Here is a 20149-nt window from a genome sequence, read left to right on the forward strand (position 1 = left end):
TCTAGGGTCTCAGACGTGGCGCCTACCTACAGGCGCAAGGCCTGAGCGTCAACCGAACGCGTCCAGAGCGGCCCGGAAGCCGCGACGGAGCGTCGCGCGTCCCGCCGGCCTCTCGCAACCCGCCCGCAACGGGCGTATGTCGTCGGGCTGCGAGCACACGTCGAGTCCGTCGACGCGCCGGCGAGGGCCCAATAAGGGGGTCGGCGTCGGTCCCGGCGGACCTTCAGCGTCCATATCCGAGGCGGAGCAGGCCCCTTCGCTCGCACCTGCGCCGCACGGCCTAGAAGCCCGTCGGAGAGACCTTCTTGACCACCATCGCATCCTGCAGCCGCGTCCGCAGAGCCTTCGCCTGTTGGCCATCGCGCATCGGCGTCGCGGCGCTCGTCCTCCTCGGCGTGAGCTGGGGATCGGAAGCCTTCGCCCAGCACGAGGCCGCCGACGCGGCTTACGAACAGGCGACCTGACCGCGTTTTCGCGGCAGGCTGGCGTTTCGTCGCGGACGGCACGATATGAACGCGGACGGCCGATCCCCGCCGCCCGAACACGCCGACGCGCCATGAGCACGCTTCTCGACCGCCCCTTCCTCAAGATGAACGGTCTCGGCAACGAGATCCTCGTGCTCGACCTGCGCGCGGGCGGCGGCCCGGTGACCGCCGACGAGGCCAGGGCGCTGGCGCGCGGCCGCGACACCCGCTTCGACCAGCTCATGGCGCTGCATCCCGGCCGCGGCGGCGCCGACGCCTTCATGCGCATCTACAACGCCGACGGCTCCGAGGTCTCGGCCTGCGGCAACGGCACGCGCTGCGTGGCCTGGGCGCTGATGCGCGAGAGCGGCCGCGGCGAGGCGCTGCTGGAGACCGCCGCCGGCCCGCTGGCCTGCTCCGCCGGCGACGCGCCCGACCAGATCACCGTCGACATGGGCGCGCCGCGCTTCGGCTGGACCGACATCCCGCTCGCCGAGGAGTTCGCCGACACCCGCGCGATCGAGTTGCAGGTCGGCCCGATCGACGCCCCGCTGATCCACTCGCCTTCGGTCGCCAATGTCGGCAACCCGCACGCGATCTTCTGGGTCGACGACCTCAACGTCGTCGACCTGCGCCGCGTGGGGCCGATGCTGGAGAACCACCCGATCTTCCCGGAGCGCGCCAACATCTCGCTCGCGAAGGTCACGTCGAAGTCGGCGCTGACCCTGAAGGTCTGGGAGCGCGGCGCCGGGCTGACGCTCGCCTGCGGCACGGCCGCCTGCGCCGCCGCCGTCTCCGCCGCCCGCACCCGGCGGACCGGTCGCGACGTGGTCGTCACCCTGCCGGGCGGCCCGTTGCGGATCGTATGGCGCGAAGGCGACGACCACATCCTGATGACGGGCCCCGCGACGCTGGAGCACGAGGGCGTCATTCGCGCCGACATGCTGCCCGTCGCCGCCTGACGGGGCCGGCGCGCGAGCGCGAAAACGGCGCGCCGCCGCCCTTGCGCGGCCCAAGGCCTTGTGGCAGGTTCCGCGCGCTTCGCCGGCCCCTGCTTCGCCGGCCGACGCCGCAGTAGCTCAGTGGTAGAGCACACCATTGGTAATGGTGAGGTCGGGAGTTCAATCCTCCCCTGCGGCACCAGCCTTCGCAGCACTTCGATATCTTCGCTAGGTCCGGCCAGTCGGCCTTAGGGCGCGCGGCGCATTGCCTCTGGCGGAACGTAGCGGCCGATCTCGTCCGAAGCTTTGCGCGGACGCCTTCGCGCGCTTCGACAGCGCCGCGGGACCCCGTGTTGCCGCCCGACAACACGCTTCTTTCATAAGCAGTTTTTGCACTTTTTTAGTGCAAAACAAGTGTACATACGGGCCATGGCCGACGTTCGGCCTTGTCTCACGGGGTTTTACCGAATGTTCCTGCGCTCCACCGTCGCCGCCGCGGCGACGCTTCTCGCCACCTCCGCCTTCGCGGCGGACCTGCCCGCCTACGAGCCCGCGCCGTCCGTTCTCGTGCCGTCCTTCACCTGGACCGGCCCGTATGTCGGCCTGCAGGCTGGCTACAGCTGGGGCGACGCCAAGTTCCGCGCCCTCGGCGGCCGCGTCAGCTCCAGCCCGGACGGCTTCGTGGTCGGCGCCTACGCCGGCTACAACTTCCAGCTCGACGGCTCGCCGGTCGTGCTCGGCATCGAGACCGACTTCAACTACGCCGACATCGACGCCAGCCGGAGCGTCCTGGGCGTCCGCGGCCGGACCCAGACCGACTGGACCGGCGCGACCCGCGCCCGCATCGGCTACGCCTTCGACCGCTTCCTGGTCTACGGCGCGGCCGGCGTCGCCTACGCTGATCGTGAAGTCCGCGTCCGTGGCTTCGGCCGCGACAGCAAGACCGCGGTCGGCTGGACCGTCGGCGGCGGCGTCGAGTACGCCGCGACCGACAACATCGCGGTGCGGGCCGAGTATCGCTACAGCGACTTCGGCAAGGACAGCTTCCGCGTCGCCGGCGCCCGCGTGCGCAGCGACTACGACGAGCATCGCGTGATGGTCGGCGTCTCCTATAAGTTCGGCTGGTAAGTTCTTCGGCTGACCGAACCGGGCCCCGCAGCGTCGCTGCGGGGCCTTTTTCTTTGGCGGTGCCTGCCGCGCGGCCAACCTGAAGAACACCCATCAGACGTATTGCTATCGCCTCAAGGACCGGTCGCGCGCCGCCCAAGCATCAGACGATACACGTCAATCATCGGCGCCTCCGCCGCTTTTGCAATACTTCCCGACAGAAATGGAAAATGTGCCATTGCCTAAGCTTTGGCAGTGAGTGTCCGTTGATAAGCCACCCGAAAAGGGGGCGCGAGCGCCGTCAGAACACAGGCGGCGCCGCATAAACGACGCTCTGGGGAGTACAAACGCCATGACCAAGTCTTTGGTCGCTTTCGCATCGGTCCTGTTGCTCTCGGGAACGGCCGCCGTGGCCGCCGAGTGGGCCGCGTTCAAGACCCTCGACGCCGACGGCAGCGGCCGCATCAGCCGCGTCGAATGGGAGAAGAACGTCGGCAAGCTGAAGCTCGATCCGGCGCCGGTGTTCACCGCGATGGATTCGAACAGCGACAACGGCATCGACGAAGAGGAGTGGGCTGCGGCCGAGAAGCTGGCGCAGAGCTACACCGCGCGGTGCCGCGAGGCCTCGGCCTCCTGGTGCAAGGACGCCAAGTAAGTCCCGTTCTGACCTGACCACGCCTCTGTCCTAGGCATCGACGATCCAGCCCGAAACCCGGAAGTCGACTTCCGGGTTTCGGGCGCCCCCGCAGGCGCTAGGCGTCTGGTCGCGCCGGAATGCCGCGCAGCGACCGAGGCCATCGGGATCGCGCGCAGGACCCGCGCGCGTCGCGCTCCAATACGCGAGCGCCTCCATTTTCCACCGCGAATCGCTTGCCGCCTGGTCCTCTCTTCGGCTTGGCCCGGCCGCATGGATCCTCTCCTGGAAGCTCTGGCTCTGACGACCGCCGCGCCCCGCGCGGGAGGGTGGGACGCGACCGGCCCGACGGCCGAGAAAGCGATCGACCGCTCGATTCTGGATTGATTTTGGATTTTATTGGTATCTATATGGCTCCGCCGAGAAGCGGGGCACAAACGCAATGGCGCTATTCGCGAACGACGCGCCGACATGGATCGCCATCGTGACGGCCTATGTCGCGGTGATGCTCACGCCCGGACCGAACTTTCTCCTCGTGCTCGACGCGGCCTGCTCCGGATCGCAGCGGGTGGCTCTGTCCTCCGCGCTGGGCGTCGCCAGCGGCGCGGCGACGCTCGCCCTGGCCGCCTTTCTCGCGGGCTCCGCGCTGACGCCCTCCGAACCGCTGATCAGCTTCAGCCGCCTCGCCTTCGGCGCGCTCGTGACCGCGCTCGGCTTCCGAACGCTGACGAGCGCGGCGAGGCCTGTGACCGAACAGCCAGTCAAGGCCAAGCGGGAGACCGCCCATTTCCGAATCGCGCTCGCTACGTCGATCGGCAATCCGATAACGGCGCTGTTCTTCCTTGCGGCCGCCGCGACCGCCGCGGGAACGGTGACGACGCTTGAGCGCGTCGCGCTCGGAGCGGCCGTGTTCGCGATGGCCGCCGTGTGGTTCGCGGCGGTCGCGGTGATCGGCGGCGCCGGCATGCGCGCGCTGCGGCGCGGAACGCCGTCGGGCGTCCGGATCGCGCAGGCGTGCCGGCTCGCCGCCGGCGTCGCACTGATGTCGTTCGGCCTCCACCGCTTCATCGCCGAGGCGGCCGCCCTGCCGTTCTAACGCTTCGCGATGTGACAGCCGGGAGAGATTCAGCTAGCCAAAGCGCGCGGGAGAGCGGGACCTCTCGCTCTTTGGCGGCTTGTGATGAACGGCGTTTTTCTCCTCACCCTCCAGGCGCTGCTGTATTTCGGCGTCATGGCGGCGCTTCTGCGCGCGCGCTTCGCCTATGGCATCGGCCTGTTCGTGTGCGCGCTCGGGGTGATGCACTTCCTCGAGACCTACCTCGCGGCCGTGTTCTTCATCGAGCTGCCCTTCGGCCTGCTGTCGCCGGGCTCGACCGTGCTGTTCTCCGGCAAGCTGATGATGTTCTTGCTGCTCTACGTCCGCGAGGACGCCGAGACGGTGCGGCAGCCGATCTACGGTCTGATGATCGGCAACCTGCTGCTGGTCGGCCTGGCGCTGATCCTGCGGCAGCACGAGACGCTGGCCCCGTTGCCCGGCTACCAGGCCGACATGCGCTTCATCGACCAGATCGGCATCCTCATGGTGTGGGGAACGCTGCTGCTGTTCGTGGACGTGATCGCGCTGATCCTGCTGTACGAGCGGCTGTTCCGCGCGTTCCGACGGCGGGCGCTGCCGGCGCTGCTGGCGAGCTCCTGCCTGGTGCTGACCTTCGACCAGCTCGCCTTCTTCCCCGTGCTGCACTGGGTCACCGGAACGCCGTTCGACGCGCTGTCCGGCGGCTGGGCCGCCAAGATGGGCGCCGCGGCGGTCTACAGCGCGCTGATCGCGCTCTATCTCGGCTTCGTGGAGCCGGCGGATCGGCCGGCGCTGTCCAGCCGGCGCCTGCGCGACGTGTTCGACATCCTCACCTACCGCGCCCGCTACGAAGACCTTCTGGCGCGCGCCGCGATCGACAACCTGACGGGCGCCGGCACCCGCACGGCGTTCGAGGAGCTCCGGCAGCGGCGGCTCGAACGCCGTAGCGTCGACCCGCGGCCCGTCAGCCTCGCCATGGTCGACGTCGACCATTTCAAGGCTGCGAACGACCTCCACGGCCATGCCGCGGGCGACGAGATCCTCGCGACCGTGGCGCGCGCCCTGAGCGGCGCGGTGCGCGCCGGCGACGGGGTGTTCCGCTACGGCGGGGAGGAGTTCGTCGCGCTGTGCGAAGGGCTCGACCATCCCGGCGCGCTGGCGCTCGCCGAGCGGCTCCGCGCGGCGGTGGCGGAGGCGTTCGCGCACGATCCCGACCGCCGCGTCACCGTCAGCATCGGGGTCGCGACCTCGCTGCCGGGCGCGGGCGACCTCGGCCCAACGCTGGCGCAGGCCGACGCCCGGCTCTACGCCGCCAAGCGCGCCGGGCGCGACCGCGTGGTCGGCGAGATCTGAGAGGCTAGAAACTGTAGTCCTTCTCGACCCGCGGCAGCCCCACCAGCGCGCGGGCGAAATCGTCGGCGTCGAACGGTTCGAGGTCGTCGACGCCCTCGCCGACGCCGATGAAATGCACCGGCAGGCGGTACTTCTCGGCGACCGCGACGAGAATGCCGCCGCGGGCGGTGCCGTCGAGCTTGGTCATGACGAGGCCGGTGACGCCGGCGACCTTGCCGAAGGCTTCGACCTGGCCGAGCGCGTTCTGGCCGGTGGTGGCGTCGAGCACCAGCAGGCTCGCATGCGGCGCCTCGGCGTCGAACTTCTTCAGCACGCGCACGATCTTCTCGAGCTCGGCCATCAGGCCGGCCTTGTTCTGCAGCCGGCCGGCGGTGTCGATGATCAGAAGGTCGGCGTTCTCCGCCCGCGCCTTGGCGTAGGCCTCGTAGGCGAGCGCGGCGGCGTCCGCGCCGGTCTCCTTGGAGATGAAGATCGCCCCCGCCCGCTCCGCCCACACGGCGAGCTGCTCGACGGCGGCGGCGCGGAAGGTGTCGCCCGCCGCCAGTACGATCTTCATGCCGGCGGTGCGATAGGTCTCGGCGAGCTTGCCGATGGTCGTGGTCTTGCCCGAGCCGTTGACGCCGACCACGAGGATGACCGCCGGCCGCGCGCTTTCCGGCGGGTCGAGCGGAATCGCCACCGGCGCGAGCGTCTTCGCCACCTCCTGCGCCACGATCGCGCGCACGCTCTCGCCGTCGAGCTGGCGGGCGTGGCGCGCGCGGCCGACCGCCGCGGTGATGCGCTCGGCGGCGGCGAGGCCGAGATCGGACTGGATCAGCAGGTCCTCAAGCTCGTCCAGCGTCGCGGCGTCGAACTTCTCCTTGGTGAAGAGGTCCGTGATCCCGCGGGTGAGCTGGTCCGAGGTCTTGGCGAGACCGTCGCGCAGCCGGGAAAACCAGGTCTTGGAGCCTTGGGCGTCGGTCATGGGGCGGTTTTCCGGGGCTCTGAGGAAGTCACGCGGCGACGAGGGCGCGGCCGTCATGGCCCGCGACGCGCACGTCGAGCGTGGCGCCCTTAAGCGCATCATGGCGGAGGCGAACGAGGGAGAAATCGGCGGCGCGGGCGAGGCCGCGCCCTTCCGACAGCACGGAGAGGTTGCGGCCGACATGGGCGGCGAGATGGCGCGCCAGCAGGTCGTCGCCGGTCCGGCGCAGGGCCGCGGCGCGGGCCTTCACGACCTCGGCGGGCGTCTGCGGCATGCGGGCCGCCGGCGTGTCCGGCCGCGCGGAGAAGGGGAACACGTGGGCGTAGGCGACGCCGCAGTCCTCGAGCGCCGCTCGCGTGTTCTCGAACATCGCGTCGGTCTCGGTCGGGAAGCCCGCGATCACGTCGCAGCCGAAGGCGACGTCGGGCCGCGCCCGCCGCACCGCCTCGCAGAAGCGGACGGCGTCGGCGCGGGAGTGCCGGCGCTTCATCCGCTTCAGGATCATGTCGTCGCCGGACTGCAGCGAGAGGTGGAGATGGGGCGCGAGCCGCTCCTCCTCCGCGAAGGCCGCGAGCAGCGCGTCGTCGACCTCGACCGCGTCGAGCGAGGACAATCGCAGCCGCGGCAGTTCGGGAACGGCCTTCAACACGGCGCGCACGAGATCGCCCAGCCGCTCGCCATGGCCGAGATCGAGCCCCCAGGCGGTGAGGTCGACGCCCGTGAGCACCGCCTCCTTCGCGCCCAGGTCCAGCACCCGGCGCACCTCCGCGATCACCAGCTCCTTCGGCGTGGAGCGCGACGCGCCGCGGCCGAAGGGGATGACGCAGAAGGTGCAGCGATGGTCGCAGCCGGTCTGCACGGCGACGAAGGCGCGGGGCGTGACGATCGCGGCGTCCGCCGGCGGCGGCCCGGGGGCCGCGGCCTCGAACACGTCGCCGACCTCGACGCGGGGGCGGCCGGGAGCCGCGGCCCAGGTCTCCGGACGCAGCTTCAGGTCGGCGCCGACGACGCGCGAGACCTCCGGCATCGTCGCGAACGCCGCGGGCTCGATCTGCGCGCCGCAGCCCGTCACCACGATCTCGGCGTGCGGCCGCGCGCGCGCGGCGCGCCGCACCGCCTGCCGGGCCTGGCGGCTCGCCTCCGCCGTAACCGCGCAGGCGTTGACCACGACGAGGTCGTCCCGTCCGCGCGCATGGGCGCGGATGGTCTCGCCGTCCACGGCGTTCAGCCGGCAGCCGAAGGTGATGACTTCGAGGCTCATGGCCCGCGATATGCCGCAGGCGGCGGGAAAACGCCACCGCCCGCGCCCTCGGGAAACGAAAACGGCCGGGCTTGCGCCCGGCCGTCCGCTTACTTTGCGCGAGGCGCGTCGTCAGGCGCTCGTGAACTTCTGGTCGCCGAGCGGCAGGTCGCGGACGCGCTTGCCGGTCGCGGCGAAGATCGCGTTGGCGAGCGCCGGCGCGAGCGGCGGCACGCCCGGCTCGCCGACGCCGGTCGGCTTCTCGCCGCTCGGGACCATATGGACCTCGACCTTGGGCATGTCGGTGATGCGAAGCGGCTCGTAGCTGTCGAAGTTGCCCTGCTCCACCTCGCCGTCGGCGAGCGTGATGGCGTTGCGCAGCGCGGCCCCGAGGCCGTAGCCGACGCCGCCCTCGATCTGGGAGCGCACGACGTCCGGATTGACCACGAGCCCGCAGTCGATCGCGGCGACGACGCGGTCGACCTTCACCGAACCGTCGCCCTGGATCGAGACGTCGACGATCTGCGCCACGTAGGAGGCGAAGCTCTCATGCACGGCGACGCCACGGCCCTTGCCCTTGCCGAGGCTCTGCGGCCCCTTCCAGTCGGCCTTCTCCGCCGCGAGCTTCAGCGCCGCGGTGTGGCGCGGCTTGTCCTTCAGCAGCGCAAGCCGGTACTCGACCGGGTCCTTGCCGGCGGCGTAGGCGAGTTCGTCGATCACGGACTCCACCGCATGCGCGGTGTGGGTGTGGCCGACCGAACGCCACCACAGCACCGGCACGCCGGTCTTGATGGTGGTGAGCTCGACTTTCAGGTTCGGCACGGCGTAGGCGAGGTTCGACGCGCCCTCGACCGAGGTGTCGTCGACGCCGTCCTTCACCAGCATCGCCTCCATCGCGGTGCCGGTCATGATCGACTGGCCGGCGATGCGGTGATGCCAGGCCACAGGCATGCCGTCCGGCCCGATCGCGGCCTTCACCTTGTGGGCGTACATCGGGCGGTAATAGCCGCCCTTCATGTCGTCCTCGCGGGTCCAGACCAGCTTGATCGGCGTCGTCAGGCCGCTCGCCTTCGCGATCGTGATCGCCTCGGCGATGTAGTCCGAGTTCGGCACCGCGCGGCGGCCGAACGAGCCGCCGGCCCAGACCGTGTCGATGGTGACCTTGTCCATCGGCACGCCCGCGACCTGCGATGCGACCGCGAGGTCGATCGACTGGAACTGCGCTCCGGTGGTGATCTTCACCGCGCCGTCCTTCAGCTCAACGCAGGCGTTGAGCGGCTCCATGGCGGCGTGGGCGAGATAGGGGAAGGCGAAGTCCGCCTCGATCACCTTGGCCGCGCCCTTCAGCGCGCCCTCGGCGTCGCCGGCGTTGGTCGCGGTCGCGACGCCGGGCTTGGCGACGGCCTCGCGGCACGCCGCGAGCATCGCCTCGGAGCCACGCGTTTCGGCGCCGGTCTCGTCCCACTCGACCTTCAGAGCGTTGCGGCCCTTGATCGCCGCCCAGGTCGACTTCGCCAGCACCGCGACGCCGGTCGGGATCTGGACGACGCGCTCGACGCCCTTGACCTTCTTCGTCTCGGCGTCGTCGAACGACTTCGGCTTGGCGCCGAACTTCGGCGGATGCGCCACCACCGCGACCAGCATGCCCGGGAACTTGAGGTCCTGGGTGTAGATCGCCGTGCCGTCGGTCTTGGCGTCGTTGTCGACGCGGTGGACGCCCTCCTTGCCGATCAGGCGGTAGTCCTTCGGGTCCTTGAACTGGGGCGCCTGCGGGGCGGCGACCGGCTCGGGCGCGGCTCCGGCCTTGTCGGCGAACTGGCCGAACGAGCCCTTCTTGCCCGAGGGATGGCTGATGACGCCGCTCTCGACCTTGATCTCGCCGACCGGCACCTTCCACTCATCCGCGGCGGCCTTCACCAGCGCCGCGCGCGCGGTCGCGGCCGCGGTGCGGTACTGGTCCCAGGAGTTGGCGATCGAGGTCGAGCCGCCGGTGCCCTGCGCCTTGAAGGCGAGGTTGGCGTAGAGCTCCGGATTGGCCGGCGCGAATTCGGTGCGGATGGTCGCCCAGTCGGCGTCCATCTCCTCGGCGACGATGGTGGCGAGGCCGGTCGCGACGCCCTGGCCCTTGTCGAGATGCTTGACGATCACCGTCACCGCGCCGTCCGGCGCGACCTTGACGAAGGGGTTGAACCGGACGGGACCGGCAGCGGCGCCGGCAGGCGTGGCCCTGAGGCCGATCATCAGCCCGAGGCCGGCGCCGCCGGCGACCGCGAGGAAGCCGCGGCGGTTGAGGTCGAAGGGCTGGCCCTTCGCGGGAACTCTGGTGGGAGCGTTCATCGGATCAGGCCTCCAGCCGGCGCGAGGCGTCGTGGATCGCCGCACGGATGCGGACATAGGTGGCGCAGCGGCAGACGTTGCCGCTCATGGCCGCGTCGATGTCCTCGTCGGTCGGCTTCTTGTTCTCGGTCAGCAGCGCCGCGGCCGACATCATCTGGCCGGACTGACAGTAGCCGCACTGCACCACGTCGAGCGCGCGCCAGGCGGCCTGCACGGCCTGCGCCTCCTTGCTGGCGTTCGCGCCCACGAGGCCTTCGATGGTGACGATCTCGGAGTCGCCGACGTCGGCGACGGAGGTGAGGCACGAGCGGACGGGCTGGCCGTCCATGTGCACCGTGCAGGCGCCGCACTGGGCGACGCCGCAGCCGAACTTGGTTCCCGTGAGCCCGATCTCGTCGCGGAGCACCCACAGCAGCGGGGTGTCGTCCTCGACGTCGACCGTGCGCACCTCTCCGTTCACTTTGAGCTTGATCATGATGGCGACCTCGCATGGCGGACCCATCGGTCCGCGTCGCGCCCTCCGTTCGGGACGGCGCTGGATGGCGGGAGCCTAGACTTTGGTTTTGACCAGTTCCAGACAACGGCTTGCCTGATCCTCCAATCTTCTTGCCCGAACGCACGCCGGTCGCAGCGCCTCACGGGGCTTTGACCGGCGGCAGCGGCTGTTCGAGGATGGTGTGGCGCATGAGATAGCTCAGGCCGTGGCGCCAGGATTCCTCGGTGTTGCCGCGGATGTCGGCGCTGCCCTTGCGCACGACCTCGCCCGTGCGCGCGTCGCGGATCTCGACGTTCAGGTTGAGGATGAGGTTCGACACCTTCTGCACGTAGCCGATGGCGGAATAGTCGGCGCCGAGCGTCTTCGCGATGCCGGCGGGGCAGGCGCCGCAGGTCATGAGCTTCTGGGCGTCGATGTCCTTTTGCGCTGGCGCGACGTCGACCAGCTCAAGCCCCTTCGATGTCAGGAACGTACGCAACTGCGCCGAGACCTGGTCGATCCGCTGGAGTTCGTCCGGCCGCGCGGCGCCGCGGATGTCGCCCTCCGCGCTGGTGTCGAGCAGCTCGAATTCGAAGGCCGCGACCTTGATCGGCGCGGCCCAGGCGGCGCTACCGAGCCCCGCGAACGCCGCCGCGAGCGCCGCGCATGTCAGGTTCGTTCTCATCCCGCGTTTCCTTCCAATGAGCTGTTGTTGTCGTTGTTCCGTCGTGAGGTAGGTCGCTACCCGCCCAGCGACAGGCCACGCGCCTGTCATCGCCAAAGGGCGAGCGGAACATCACAAGCATTGGTTTGAGGTGGGAGACGAGCTCCCTGTAGAACAGGCCTCCGCCCGCGGCTCTCGGAGGATCGACGTCATGCGGCTTCTCATTCTCGGCGCCGGAGGCATCGGCGGGTACTACGGCGCGCGTCTGGCGGAAGCCGGCGTCGACGTGACCTTCCTCGTTCGCCCCGCCCGCGCCGAACGGCTGGCCCGCGACGGGCTGACGCTCACGAGCCCGCTTGGCGACGTGCGCCGGCCGGTCGCCTTCGTGACCGATGCTTCGGAGACGTTCGACGCCGTGCTGCTGTCTTGTAAGGCCTACGACCTCGACAGCGCGATCGACGCCGTGCGTCCGGCCGTCGCCCCCGAAACGCTCGTGCTGCCGCTGCTGAACGGCGTCCGCCATCTCGATGCGCTCGACGCCGCCTTCGGGCGCGAGCGGGTGCTCGGCGGCGTCGCCCATATCGGCGTGACCATGGCGGCCGACGGGACCATCCGGCACCTGAACAAGCTGCACCGCTTCGTGCTTGGCGCGCGGGACCCCGCGCAGGAGGCGCGCGCCGCGGCGCTCCACGCCGAGCTGCTGAAGGGCGGCTTCGCGCCGGAGCTGAGCGCCGACGTGATGCAGGACATGTGGGAGAAGTTCACCATGCTGGCGGCCTTCGCCGGGCTGACCTGCCTGATGCGCGCTCCTGTCGGCGCGATCATGCAGACCGACGACGGCCCGGCGATCGCGCAGGCGCTGCTCGACGAATGCGCCGCCGTCTCGGCCGCGAACGGCCATGTCCCGCGCGAGGCGTTCCTGGCGCAGAGCCTCGGCATGCTGACCGCCGCCGGCTCGCCCGCCACCGCCTCCATGCTGCGCGACGTCGAGAGCGGCGGCCGCACCGAGCACGACCACATCCTCGGCGACCTGCGCGACCGCGGCCGCGCGGCGGGCGTCGCGGTCCCGACGCTCGCGCTCGCCTACGCCCACATGCAGGCCTACGCGGCGCGCAAGGCCGCGGAGGCCGGTTGAGGGCTGTCCGGCGTCACTGGCTGACCGGCTGCCAGATGGCCGTCTCGCCAGTGACGATCGACTTCGGGAACAGGCCTTCGGCGAAGAAGGCGTCGGCGATCTTCTGCTGCTCGGCGAGGCCGTCCTTCGTCACCGTCGCGACTTGGTAGGAGCGGCGCGCGTTGCCCTGCTCGACCACCGCCGCGTCGATCTTCCAGAGCCCGGCGAGCTGCTCGGCGGCCTCCTTGGGGTTGGCCTTCACCCAGGCGCCCTTGGCCTTGAGCTGGGTGACGATGGTCTCGAGCGCCGGGCCGTTCCGCTTCGCGAAGGCGTCGGTCGTGAGGTAGTAGCGCTTGTAGCCCGAGAGGCCCTCGCCGTTCTGCAGCACCTTCGCGCCGGACTGGGCCTGCGTGCTCGCGAGGAACGGGTCCCACACCACCAGCGCGTCGACATTGCCGCCGATGAAGGCGGCGCGGCCGTCCGCGGGCGTGAGGTAGGCGGGCGTGACGTCCTTGATCGAGACGCCCGCCTTCGTCAGCGCCGCGAGCAGCAGATAGTGGCTGCCGGCCCCCTTGGTGACGGCGATCTTGCGGCCCTTGAGCTCAGCGACCGAGGTGATCGGCGAGTTCGCGGGAACGAGGATCGCCTGCGCCGCCGGCGAGGCCGCCTCCTCCGCCACATAGGTCAGCTTGGCGCCGGCCGCCTGAGCGAACACCGGCACCGTGTCCGCCACGTCGGCGCTGAAGTCCACATTGCCGGTGTTGAGCGCCTCCAGCAAAGGCAGGCCGCTGGTGAACTCGTGCCAGGTCACCTTGACGTTCTGCTTCGCCAGAGCCGCCTCCAGCTCGCCGCTGGTCTTCAGCAGCGTCGTCAGCGTGGAGGAGCGCTGGTAGCCGATGCGGATCGTGTCGTCGGCGCGCGCTCCCGCGACCGTCAGGCCCGACAGCGCGACGGAGACGAAGGCGAGCGCCAGACGGCGGCTGACCGGCCGGAATGCGGAGCGAAGATGAGGCATGACGTTCCCGTGCGCTTGAGGTTCAGGCGCATGGAACGTCGGCCGCACAGCGATTGCAACTACATTCTATCTATTTAATGTACAATCAACGTGCAGTTCGCGGCCAGATCACATGTGGATGGCGCGGCCCTCGACGGCGAGCGCGGCTTCCTTCACCGCCTCGGCCAGCGTGGGATGGGCGTGGCAGGTGCGGGCGATGTCCTCCGACGACGCGCCGAACTCCATGGCGATCGCCGCCTCCGCGATCAGGTCGCCGGCGCGGGGGCCGACGATGTGCACGCCGAGCACCTTGTCGGACTTGGCGTCGGCCAGCACCTTAACAAAGCCCTCCGTCGTGCCGTTGGCCTTGGCCCGGCCGTTGGCGGTGAAGGGGAACTTGCCCGCCTTGTAGCCGACGCCCGCGGCCTTCAGCTCGTCCTCGGTCTTTCCAACCGAGGCGACCTCCGGATAGGTGTAGACCACGCTCGGAATGACGTCGTAGTTCACGTGGCCGGACTTGCCGGCGAGGATTTCGGCGATCGCCACGCCCTCGTCCTCGGCCTTGTGGGCGAGCATCGGGCCGGCGATGACGTCGCCGATGGCGTAGATCCCGTCCACGCTGGTCTTGAAGTGGCCGTCGGTCTTGACCCGGCCGCGCTCGTCCAGCGCGACGCCGGCCTCCTCGAGGCCGAGCCCGGCCGTGTAGGGAACGCGGCCGATCGCGACCAGCACGACGTCGGCGTCGAGCGTCGCGGCTTCGCCGCCCTTGGCCGGCTCGATCGTGACCTTGAGGCCATCGCCCGCCTTCTCCGCGGCCGTGACCTTGGAGCCGAGCTTGAACGCCACGCCCTGCTTCTCAAGCAGGCGCTGGAACTGCTTGGCGACGTCGGTATCCATCCCCGGCAGGATGCGGTCGAGGAACTCGACGACCGTGACTTGCGACCCGAGGCGGCGCCACACCGAGCCGAGCTCCAGCCCGATCACGCCGGCGCCCACCACCAGCAGCTTGCCCGGAACCTTGCCGAGCGTCAGCGCGCCGGTGGAGGAGACGATCGTCTGCTCGTCGATGTCGAGCCCCTTGAGCTTCGCCACGTCCGAGCCGGTGGCGATGACGATCGCCTTGGTCTGGAGCGTCTTCGCCTCGCCGCCCTCGGGCGTGACCTCGACCTTGCCGGGTCCGAGAATCTTCCCCGTTCCGTGGAAGGCGTCGATCTTGTTCTTCTTGAGCAGGAACTCGACGCCCTTGGTGTTGCCCGCGACGCCTTCGTCCTTGAACGCCATCATCTTCGCAAGGTCGAGCTTCGGCGCGCCGACCTCGATGCCCATGCCCGCAAACTTATGCCCCGCCTCCTCGAACAGCTCGGAGGCGTGCAGCAGCGCCTTGGACGGGATGCAGCCGACGTTCAGGCAGGTGCCGCCATGGGTGGCGCGCTTCTCCACCACCGCGACCTTGAGGCCGAGCTGGGCGGCGCGGATGGCGCCGACATAGCCGCCGGGGCCGGTTCCGATGACGATGAGGTCGTAGGCGCCAGTGGTGTCAGCCATGTCTCAGTTCCGATTCTTCCTGGATCGATCATGTCGGGGCGGAGCGGCGCTCCGGGCGGCGGCCCCGTCGAACTCGCGCCGGATGAGCTTCGATTGGATCGAGAGCGTCCAGCGGTTGAAGGCGAAGATCGCAAGCGACAGTCCGACGAGCCACGGCAGGATGTCGATCATGCCCTGAACGGTGCGGTCGTGGTCGGCGCCGTCGTACGTGAAGATCAACGCCACCACCGCCATGCCGAGCGCCGCCGCGACGGACTGCCGGTCGAGGGACGTCCTGCGCGCCGCGATTGCGGCGGCGACTTCGGGCGCGTCCGCCGTCATCGCTCGTCACGCGCGATGCGCCAGGACGACAGCACGTCGGGATTGACCACCAGCTCGCCGGTCGCGCGCAGCCGGTACTCGCCCGGCTGAGCCGCGCCGAACCAGCCAAGCGTCGGAGGCATCACCAGGCTGTCGCCCGCGCAGTCGCCCTCGCAGGCGATCGCGATCCCGTCGGCCGGGTCCGCCGAGACGATCCGGCCGTGATACTGGCCGAGCCGTTCGCCGTCGCCGTCGGCGAAGATCACGCCGACGAGCGCGTATTTGCCGACGAGCCACGCGCCCGCCTCCTCGTCCCAGGGCTCGGGAAACGGGTCCCCGGACGGGACGAAGCGCGGCGGGGGCGGCTGCAAGACGCCGTCCTCAGAGGTCCATGACGAGGCGCGACGGATCCTCGAGGCTCTCCTTGACGCGCACGAGGAAGGTGACCGCCTCCTTGCCGTCGACCACGCGGTGGTCGTAGCTCAGCGCCAGATACATCATCGGCCGGACCTCGACCTTGCCGCCGATCGCCATCGGCCGCTCCTGGATCTTGTGCATGCCGAGGATGCCCGACTGCGGCGCGTTCAGGATCGGGGTCGACATCAGCGAGCCGTAGATGCCGCCGTTGGTGATCGTGAAGGTGCCGCCCTGCATCTCCTCGATGCCGAGCTTGCCATCGCGAGCCCGCCTGCCGAAGTCCGTGATCTTCTTCTCGATCCCGGCGAGACCGAGCGCGTCGGCGTCGCGCACCACCGGCACCACGAGGCCCTTGTCCGTGCCGACGGCGATGCCGACGTGGTAGTAGTTCTTGTAGACGAGGTCGGTCCCGTCGATCTCGGCGTTCACCGCCGGGATGTCCTTCAGGGCCTGGATCACCGCCTTCACGAAGAAGCCCATGAAGCCCAGCTTCACGCCGTGCTTCTTCTCGAACACGTCCTTGTACTTCGCGCGCAGCGCCATGACCTCGGTCATGTCGACCTCGTTGAAGGTCGTCAGCATGGCGGCGGTGTTCTGGGCGTCCTTGAGCCGGCGCGCGATGGTCTGGCGCAGCTTCGTCAGCTTGACGCGCTCCTCGCGGGCGGCGGCGTCCGGCGCGGACGGCGCGCGCGCCTGCACGGCCGGCTGCGGCGCCGGCGCCTTCGCGCCGCCCTCGACCGCGACCAGCATGTCGCCCTTGGTCACGCGGCCGTCCTTGCCGCTGCCCTGCACGCCCGCCGGATCGACGCCGCTCTCGGCCGCGATGCGCCGCACCGCGGGGCCGGAGTCGGCCGCCGCGCCCCCGTTGGCCTTCGGCGCCTCCTTGGGCTTGGTCTCGTTGGCGTCGTCCTTGATGGCGGGCGCGGGAGCCTTCGCCGGCTCGGCCGGCTTGGCCTCGGCCTTCGGCGCGGGGGCCGCGCCGTCGCCGGCCTCGATCGAGCCGAGGAGCGCGTCCACGCCGACCGTGTCGCCCTCGTTCGCCTCGATCGCGCCGAGGACGCCGGCGGCGGGCGCCGGCACCTCGAGCGTCACCTTGTCGGTCTCGAGCTCGACGACCGGCTCGTCGGCCGCGACCGCCTCGCCCGGCTTCTTGAACCACCGGCCGATCGTGGCTTCGGTCACGGATTCGCCGAGCGTCGGCACGCGGATTTCGGTCGCCATCGAAGTCTCCCATGGAGCAGGCTCCTCCGCCCGCTCGCCCAGTTCGTCACGTCGTCAGTTCGGTCCCGCCCGACGGCTCACGCGCCGAGCGCGTCGTTCAGGAAGGCCTGCAGCTGCGCCAGATGCTTGGACATCAGGCCGGTCGCGGTCGCGGCGGAAGCCGGGCGTCCGGCGTAGCGCGGCCGCTTCGCGGCGAGGCCCGCCGTGTTCATCGCCCACTCCACATAGGATTCCGCGAAGTTCCAGGCGCCCATGTTCTTGGGCTCCTCCTGGCACCACACCACCTCGGCGTTCTTGAACCGCGACAGCTCGTTGGTCAGCGCCTTGGCCGGGAACGGGTAGAGCTGCTCCACGCGCAGGACGTAGACGTCGTCGACGCCGCGCTTCTCGCGCTCCTCGAACAGGTCGTAATAGACCTTGCCCGAGCACAGCACGACGCGGCGGATCTCGGCGTCCGGCTTGAGCTGGAGCGTCGAGCCGGGGCTGAGCTGGGCGTCGTCCCACAGCAGGCGGTGGAACGAGGTGCCCGCCTCCATCATCGACAGCGGCGACACCGCCCGCTTGTGGCGGAGCAGCGACTTCGGCGTCATCAGGATCAGCGGCTTGCGGAAGTCGCGGACGAGCTGGCGGCGCAGGATGTGGAAGTAGTTCGCCGGCGTCGTGCAGTTCGCGACCTGCATGTTGTCCTCGGCGCACATCTGGAGGTAGCGCTCGAGACGGGCGGAGGAATGCTCCGGCCCCTGCCCTTCATAGCCGTGCGGCAGCAGCATCACGAGTCCGGACATGCGCAGCCACTTGCGCTCGCCGGACGACAGGAACTGGTCGACGATCACCTGCGCGCCGTTGGCGAAGTCGCCGAACTGCGCCTCCCAGAGCGTCAGCGCGTTCGGCTCGGCCAGCGTGTAGCCGTACTCGAAGCCGAGCACCGCCTCCTCCGAGAGCATCGAGTTGATGACCTCGAACGGCGCTTGGTCGTCGCCGAGCGCGTTGAGCGGCACCGCGCGGGCCTCGGTCTCCTGATCGACCAGCACCGCGTGACGCTGGCTGAAGGTGCCGCGCTCCACGTCCTGGCCGGACAGGCGCACCGGCTTGCCGTCGAGGAGCAGGGAGCCGAAGGCGAGCGCCTCGGCCATGGCCCAGTCGATCCCCTCGCCGGTCTCCGTCATCTTGCGCCGGTTCTCGAGCAGGCGCTGGATGGTGCGGTGGGCCTTGAAGCCTTCCGGCAGCGTCGTGAGCTTCTGGCCGAGCTCCTTCAGGCGTTCGGCCTCGACGCCGGTCTTGCCGCGGCGCGCGTCGTCGACGTCCTTCGACGCCTTCATCCCGGACCAGCGGCCGTCGAGCCAGTCGGCCTTGTTCGGCTTGTAGGCCTGCCCGCTCTCGTACTCGCCGTCGAGCCGCGCGCGGAAGGCGGCGCGGATCTCGTCGACCTCGCCCGGCTTGATCACGCCCTCGCTCTCGAGGCGCCTGGCGTAGGTCTCCAGCGTCGTCGGGTGGCTGCGGATCTTCTTGTACATCAGCGGCTGGGTGAAGGCCGGCTCGTCGCCCTCGTTGTGGCCGAAGCGGCGGTAGCAGAAGATGTCGATCACGACCGGCTTGTGGAACTTCTGCCGGAACTCGGTCGCGATCTTGGCCGCGAAGGTCACCGCCTCGGGGTCGTCGCCGTTCACGTGGAAGATCGGCGCCTCGATCATCTTGGCGACGTCGGACGGATAGGGCGACGAGCGCGCGTAACGCGGGCTGGTGGTGAAGCCGATCTGGTTGTTGATGATGACGTGGATCGAGCCGCCGGTGCGGTGGCCCTTCAGGCCCGACAGGCCGAAGCACTCCGCGACCACGCCCTGGCCGGCGAAGGCGGCGTCGCCGTGGATCAGCAGCGGCATCACGCGGGTGCGGTCGCCGTCCTTCCACTGGTCCTGCTTAGCGCGCACCTTGCCGAGCACCACCGGGTCGACGATCTCGAGATGCGACGGGTTGGCGGTCAGCGACAGGTGGACGGTGTTGCCGTCGAACTCGCGGTCCGACGAGGCGCCGAGATGGTACTTGACGTCGCCCGAGCCCTCGACCTCGTCCGGCGTCCAGGAGCCGCCCTTGAACTCGTGGAAGATCGCGCGGTGCGGCTTGCCGAGCACCTGGGCGAGGATGTTGAGACGGCCGCGATGGGCCATGCCGAACACGATCTCGCGCACGCCGAGCGCGCCGCCGCGCTTGATGATCTGCTCCAGCGCCGGGACGATGGATTCGCCGCCGTCGAGGCCGAAGCGCTTGGTGCCGGTGTACTTGACGTCGAGGAACTTCTCGAAGCCCTCGGCCTCGACGAGCTTGGTCAGGATCGCCTTCTTGCCCTCGGGGGTGAAGGCGACGCCCTTGTCCGGCCCCTCGATGCGCTCCTGGATCCAGGCCTTCTCGCCAGGCTCCGAGATGTGCATGAACTCGACGCCGAGCGTGCCGCAATAGGTGCGCTTCAGGATGGCGAGCATCTCGCGCACGGTCGCGTATTCGAGGCCGAGCACGTGGTCGATGAAGATTTTGCGGTCGAGGTCCGCCTCGGAGAAGCCGTAGGAGGCGGGGTCGAGCTCCTCCTGCGCTGGACGCCGCTCGATCTTGAGCGGATCGAGATCGGCGGCGAGATGCCCGCGGATGCGATAGGCGCGGATCATCATCAGGGCGCGGGTCGAGTCCCGCGTAGCGGCCCGGATCTGCTCGGGCGACAGGCCTTGGCCCCTGGCTTCGGACTTCGCCTTGATCTTGTCCCCGATGACGATCTCGGCCGCGCCCCAGTCGCCGTCGAGCGCGGAGACCAGCTCGCCGTTCGCTGGCACAGGCCAGTTCGGCTTCTCCCAGGACGGGCCCTCGGCGGTCTTCTCAACCGCGTCCGACGGGTCGCCGAGGTCCTCGAAGAAGGCGCGCCACTGAGGGTCGACCGAGGACGGATCCTTCAGGTAGCGGGCCTGCAGGTCCTCGATATAGGCGGCGTTTCCGCCCCAGAGAAAGGAGGTGCGGGAGAAAGCCTCGTTCGCCGCCTGGCGTGACATCGGATAAGACCTTGCGTTGTTTTCGGAGCCCGTCCCCGGAAGCAGATATGGGGACGGCGGTTCTGGATTGAACGACCGGAACGCGACTTCAGTATGATATGGCGGCGACGCAAGAACGGCGCCGCCGCGGGTTGAGATTCAGCCCCTGAGCATATCGACGAGGGTTTTGCCCAGTCGTGCGGGGGACGGGGAGACGCGGATGCCGGCCTCCTCCATGGCGGCGATCTTGTCCTCGGCTCCGCCCTTGCCGCCGGAGATGATCGCGCCGGCGT

Annotated in this window: 18 protein-coding genes, 1 tRNA gene and 1 pseudogene; 8 read left to right on the forward strand and 12 right to left on the reverse strand. The window is 69.8% G+C overall.

Translation table 11 applies throughout. The features are described from left to right. The first annotated feature begins 305 nt into the window (after positions 1 to 305). From PKE78_RS11055 to PKE78_RS11085, 7 genes are all read left to right on the forward strand, one after another. Positions 306 to 464 (forward strand): hypothetical protein, encoded by a 159-nt coding sequence (locus PKE78_RS11055; RefSeq protein WP_271200925.1) that lies wholly within the window; start codon positions 306 to 308, stop codon positions 462 to 464. 92 nt (positions 465 to 556) lie between these two features. Beyond that, a complete protein-coding gene (dapF, locus tag PKE78_RS11060; protein ID WP_271200926.1) occupies positions 557 to 1426 on the forward strand; it encodes a diaminopimelate epimerase in 870 nt (289 codons plus the stop codon). 106 nt (positions 1427 to 1532) lie between these two features. Then, positions 1533 to 1607 (forward strand) — tRNA-Thr (locus PKE78_RS11065). 266 nt (positions 1608 to 1873) lie between these two features. Beyond that, entirely contained in the window at positions 1874 to 2533 is a 660-nt protein-coding gene (locus PKE78_RS11070) for an outer membrane protein (protein WP_271200927.1), read from the forward strand. Between the two features lie 331 nt (positions 2534 to 2864). Next, positions 2865 to 3167, forward strand: coding sequence for an EF-hand domain-containing protein (locus PKE78_RS11075; protein WP_271200928.1), 303 nt, complete (start codon positions 2865 to 2867; stop codon positions 3165 to 3167). 421 nt (positions 3168 to 3588) lie between these two features. Next, on the forward strand, positions 3589 to 4242 hold the full coding sequence (locus tag PKE78_RS11080; protein ID WP_271200929.1) for a LysE family transporter: 654 nt from the start codon (positions 3589 to 3591) through the stop codon (positions 4240 to 4242). Between the two features lie 84 nt (positions 4243 to 4326). Then, positions 4327 to 5574 carry a GGDEF domain-containing protein gene (locus tag PKE78_RS11085; RefSeq protein ID WP_271200930.1) on the forward strand — a complete coding sequence of 416 codons (1248 nt, stop codon included), beginning with the start codon at positions 4327 to 4329 and terminating at the stop codon, positions 5572 to 5574. A gap of 4 nt (positions 5575 to 5578) precedes the next feature. Here the strand turns inward: PKE78_RS11085 and ftsY are convergent, their stop codons facing one another. The 5 genes from ftsY to PKE78_RS11110 form a co-directional block, all read right to left on the reverse strand. Further along, positions 5579 to 6538, reverse strand: a complete 960-nt coding sequence (gene ftsY / locus PKE78_RS11090; RefSeq protein WP_428981253.1) for a signal recognition particle-docking protein FtsY — start codon at positions 6536 to 6538, stop codon at positions 5579 to 5581. Positions 6539 to 6566: 28 nt separating this feature from the next. Beyond that, on the reverse strand, positions 6567 to 7799 hold the full coding sequence (mtaB, locus tag PKE78_RS11095; RefSeq protein WP_271200931.1) for a tRNA (N(6)-L-threonylcarbamoyladenosine(37)-C(2))-methylthiotransferase MtaB: 1233 nt from the start codon (positions 7797 to 7799) through the stop codon (positions 6567 to 6569). Between the two features lie 111 nt (positions 7800 to 7910). Further along, on the reverse strand, positions 7911 to 10115 hold the full coding sequence (locus tag PKE78_RS11100) for a xanthine dehydrogenase family protein molybdopterin-binding subunit (RefSeq protein WP_271200932.1): 2205 nt from the start codon (positions 10113 to 10115) through the stop codon (positions 7911 to 7913). Positions 10116 to 10119: 4 nt separating this feature from the next. Next, entirely contained in the window at positions 10120 to 10590 is a 471-nt protein-coding gene (locus PKE78_RS11105) for a (2Fe-2S)-binding protein (RefSeq protein ID WP_271200933.1), read from the reverse strand. 160 nt (positions 10591 to 10750) lie between these two features. Continuing rightward, positions 10751 to 11275 carry a DUF3280 domain-containing protein gene (locus PKE78_RS11110; RefSeq protein WP_271200934.1) on the reverse strand — a complete coding sequence of 175 codons (525 nt, stop codon included), beginning with the start codon at positions 11273 to 11275 and terminating at the stop codon, positions 10751 to 10753. Positions 11276 to 11465: 190 nt separating this feature from the next. On the opposite strand from PKE78_RS11110, the gene panE reads away from it, so the two are divergent. Continuing rightward, entirely contained in the window at positions 11466 to 12389 is a 924-nt protein-coding gene (gene panE, locus PKE78_RS11115; protein ID WP_271200935.1) for a 2-dehydropantoate 2-reductase, read from the forward strand. 13 nt (positions 12390 to 12402) lie between these two features. Here panE and PKE78_RS11120 read toward each other — a convergent pair whose 3' ends face one another. The 7 genes and pseudogenes from PKE78_RS11120 to PKE78_RS11150 form a co-directional block, all read right to left on the reverse strand. Beyond that, positions 12403 to 13383: an aliphatic sulfonate ABC transporter substrate-binding protein gene (locus PKE78_RS11120; RefSeq protein ID WP_271200936.1), complete on the reverse strand. Its 981-nt coding sequence runs from the start codon at positions 13381 to 13383 to the stop codon at positions 12403 to 12405. Between the two features lie 108 nt (positions 13384 to 13491). Continuing rightward, positions 13492 to 14907, reverse strand: a complete 1416-nt coding sequence (gene lpdA / locus PKE78_RS11125) for a dihydrolipoyl dehydrogenase (protein ID WP_271200937.1) — start codon at positions 14905 to 14907, stop codon at positions 13492 to 13494. Between the two features lie 3 nt (positions 14908 to 14910). Next, the gene (locus PKE78_RS11130; protein WP_271200938.1) at positions 14911 to 15228 is read right to left on the reverse strand and encodes a hypothetical protein; all 318 of its coding nucleotides are present in this window, start codon (positions 15226 to 15228) and stop codon (positions 14911 to 14913) included. Further along, complete coding sequence (locus tag PKE78_RS11135) at positions 15225 to 15578, reverse strand: hypothetical protein (RefSeq protein ID WP_271200939.1); 354 nt, start codon at positions 15576 to 15578, stop codon at positions 15225 to 15227. The genes PKE78_RS11130 and PKE78_RS11135 overlap by 4 nt, the downstream gene beginning before the upstream one ends. A 10-nt stretch (positions 15579 to 15588) precedes the next feature. After that, the gene (gene odhB, locus PKE78_RS11140; protein ID WP_271200940.1) at positions 15589 to 16845 is read right to left on the reverse strand and encodes a 2-oxoglutarate dehydrogenase complex dihydrolipoyllysine-residue succinyltransferase; all 1257 of its coding nucleotides are present in this window, start codon (positions 16843 to 16845) and stop codon (positions 15589 to 15591) included. A 77-nt stretch (positions 16846 to 16922) separates the two neighbouring features. Beyond that, positions 16923 to 19877, reverse strand: a complete 2955-nt coding sequence (locus PKE78_RS11145; protein ID WP_271200941.1) for a 2-oxoglutarate dehydrogenase E1 component — start codon at positions 19875 to 19877, stop codon at positions 16923 to 16925. A gap of 138 nt (positions 19878 to 20015) precedes the next feature. Continuing rightward, positions 20016 to 20149: pseudogene (locus tag PKE78_RS11150) on the reverse strand (succinate--CoA ligase subunit alpha); the annotation flags it as partial.

This window comes from Methylopila turkensis (assembly GCF_027922325.1).
Classification (GTDB): Bacteria; Pseudomonadota; Alphaproteobacteria; order Rhizobiales; family Methylopilaceae; genus Methylopila; species Methylopila turkensis.

Coding starts and splice junctions, on each gene's coding strand:
- dapF (WP_271200926.1), top strand. CDS start 557: ATGAGCACGCTTCTCGACCGCCCCTTCCTCAAGATGAACGGTCTCGGC.
- PKE78_RS11070 (WP_271200927.1), top strand. CDS start 1,874: ATGTTCCTGCGCTCCACCGTCGCCGCCGCGGCGACGCTTCTCGCCACC.
- PKE78_RS11075 (WP_271200928.1), top strand. CDS start 2,865: ATGACCAAGTCTTTGGTCGCTTTCGCATCGGTCCTGTTGCTCTCGGGA.
- PKE78_RS11080 (WP_271200929.1), top strand. CDS start 3,589: ATGGCGCTATTCGCGAACGACGCGCCGACATGGATCGCCATCGTGACG.
- PKE78_RS11085 (WP_271200930.1), top strand. CDS start 4,327: ATGAACGGCGTTTTTCTCCTCACCCTCCAGGCGCTGCTGTATTTCGGC.
- ftsY (WP_428981253.1), bottom strand. CDS start 6,538: ATGACCGACGCCCAAGGCTCCAAGACCTGGTTTTCCCGGCTGCGCGAC.
- mtaB (WP_271200931.1), bottom strand. CDS start 7,799: ATGAGCCTCGAAGTCATCACCTTCGGCTGCCGGCTGAACGCCGTGGAC.
- PKE78_RS11100 (WP_271200932.1), bottom strand. CDS start 10,115: ATGAACGCTCCCACCAGAGTTCCCGCGAAGGGCCAGCCCTTCGACCTC.
- PKE78_RS11105 (WP_271200933.1), bottom strand. CDS start 10,590: ATGATCAAGCTCAAAGTGAACGGAGAGGTGCGCACGGTCGACGTCGAG.
- PKE78_RS11110 (WP_271200934.1), bottom strand. CDS start 11,275: ATGAGAACGAACCTGACATGCGCGGCGCTCGCGGCGGCGTTCGCGGGG.
- panE (WP_271200935.1), top strand. CDS start 11,466: ATGCGGCTTCTCATTCTCGGCGCCGGAGGCATCGGCGGGTACTACGGC.
- PKE78_RS11120 (WP_271200936.1), bottom strand. CDS start 13,383: ATGCCTCATCTTCGCTCCGCATTCCGGCCGGTCAGCCGCCGTCTGGCG.
- lpdA (WP_271200937.1), bottom strand. CDS start 14,907: ATGGCTGACACCACTGGCGCCTACGACCTCATCGTCATCGGAACCGGC.
- PKE78_RS11130 (WP_271200938.1), bottom strand. CDS start 15,228: ATGACGGCGGACGCGCCCGAAGTCGCCGCCGCAATCGCGGCGCGCAGG.
- odhB (WP_271200940.1), bottom strand. CDS start 16,845: ATGGCGACCGAAATCCGCGTGCCGACGCTCGGCGAATCCGTGACCGAA.
- PKE78_RS11145 (WP_271200941.1), bottom strand. CDS start 19,877: ATGTCACGCCAGGCGGCGAACGAGGCTTTCTCCCGCACCTCCTTTCTC.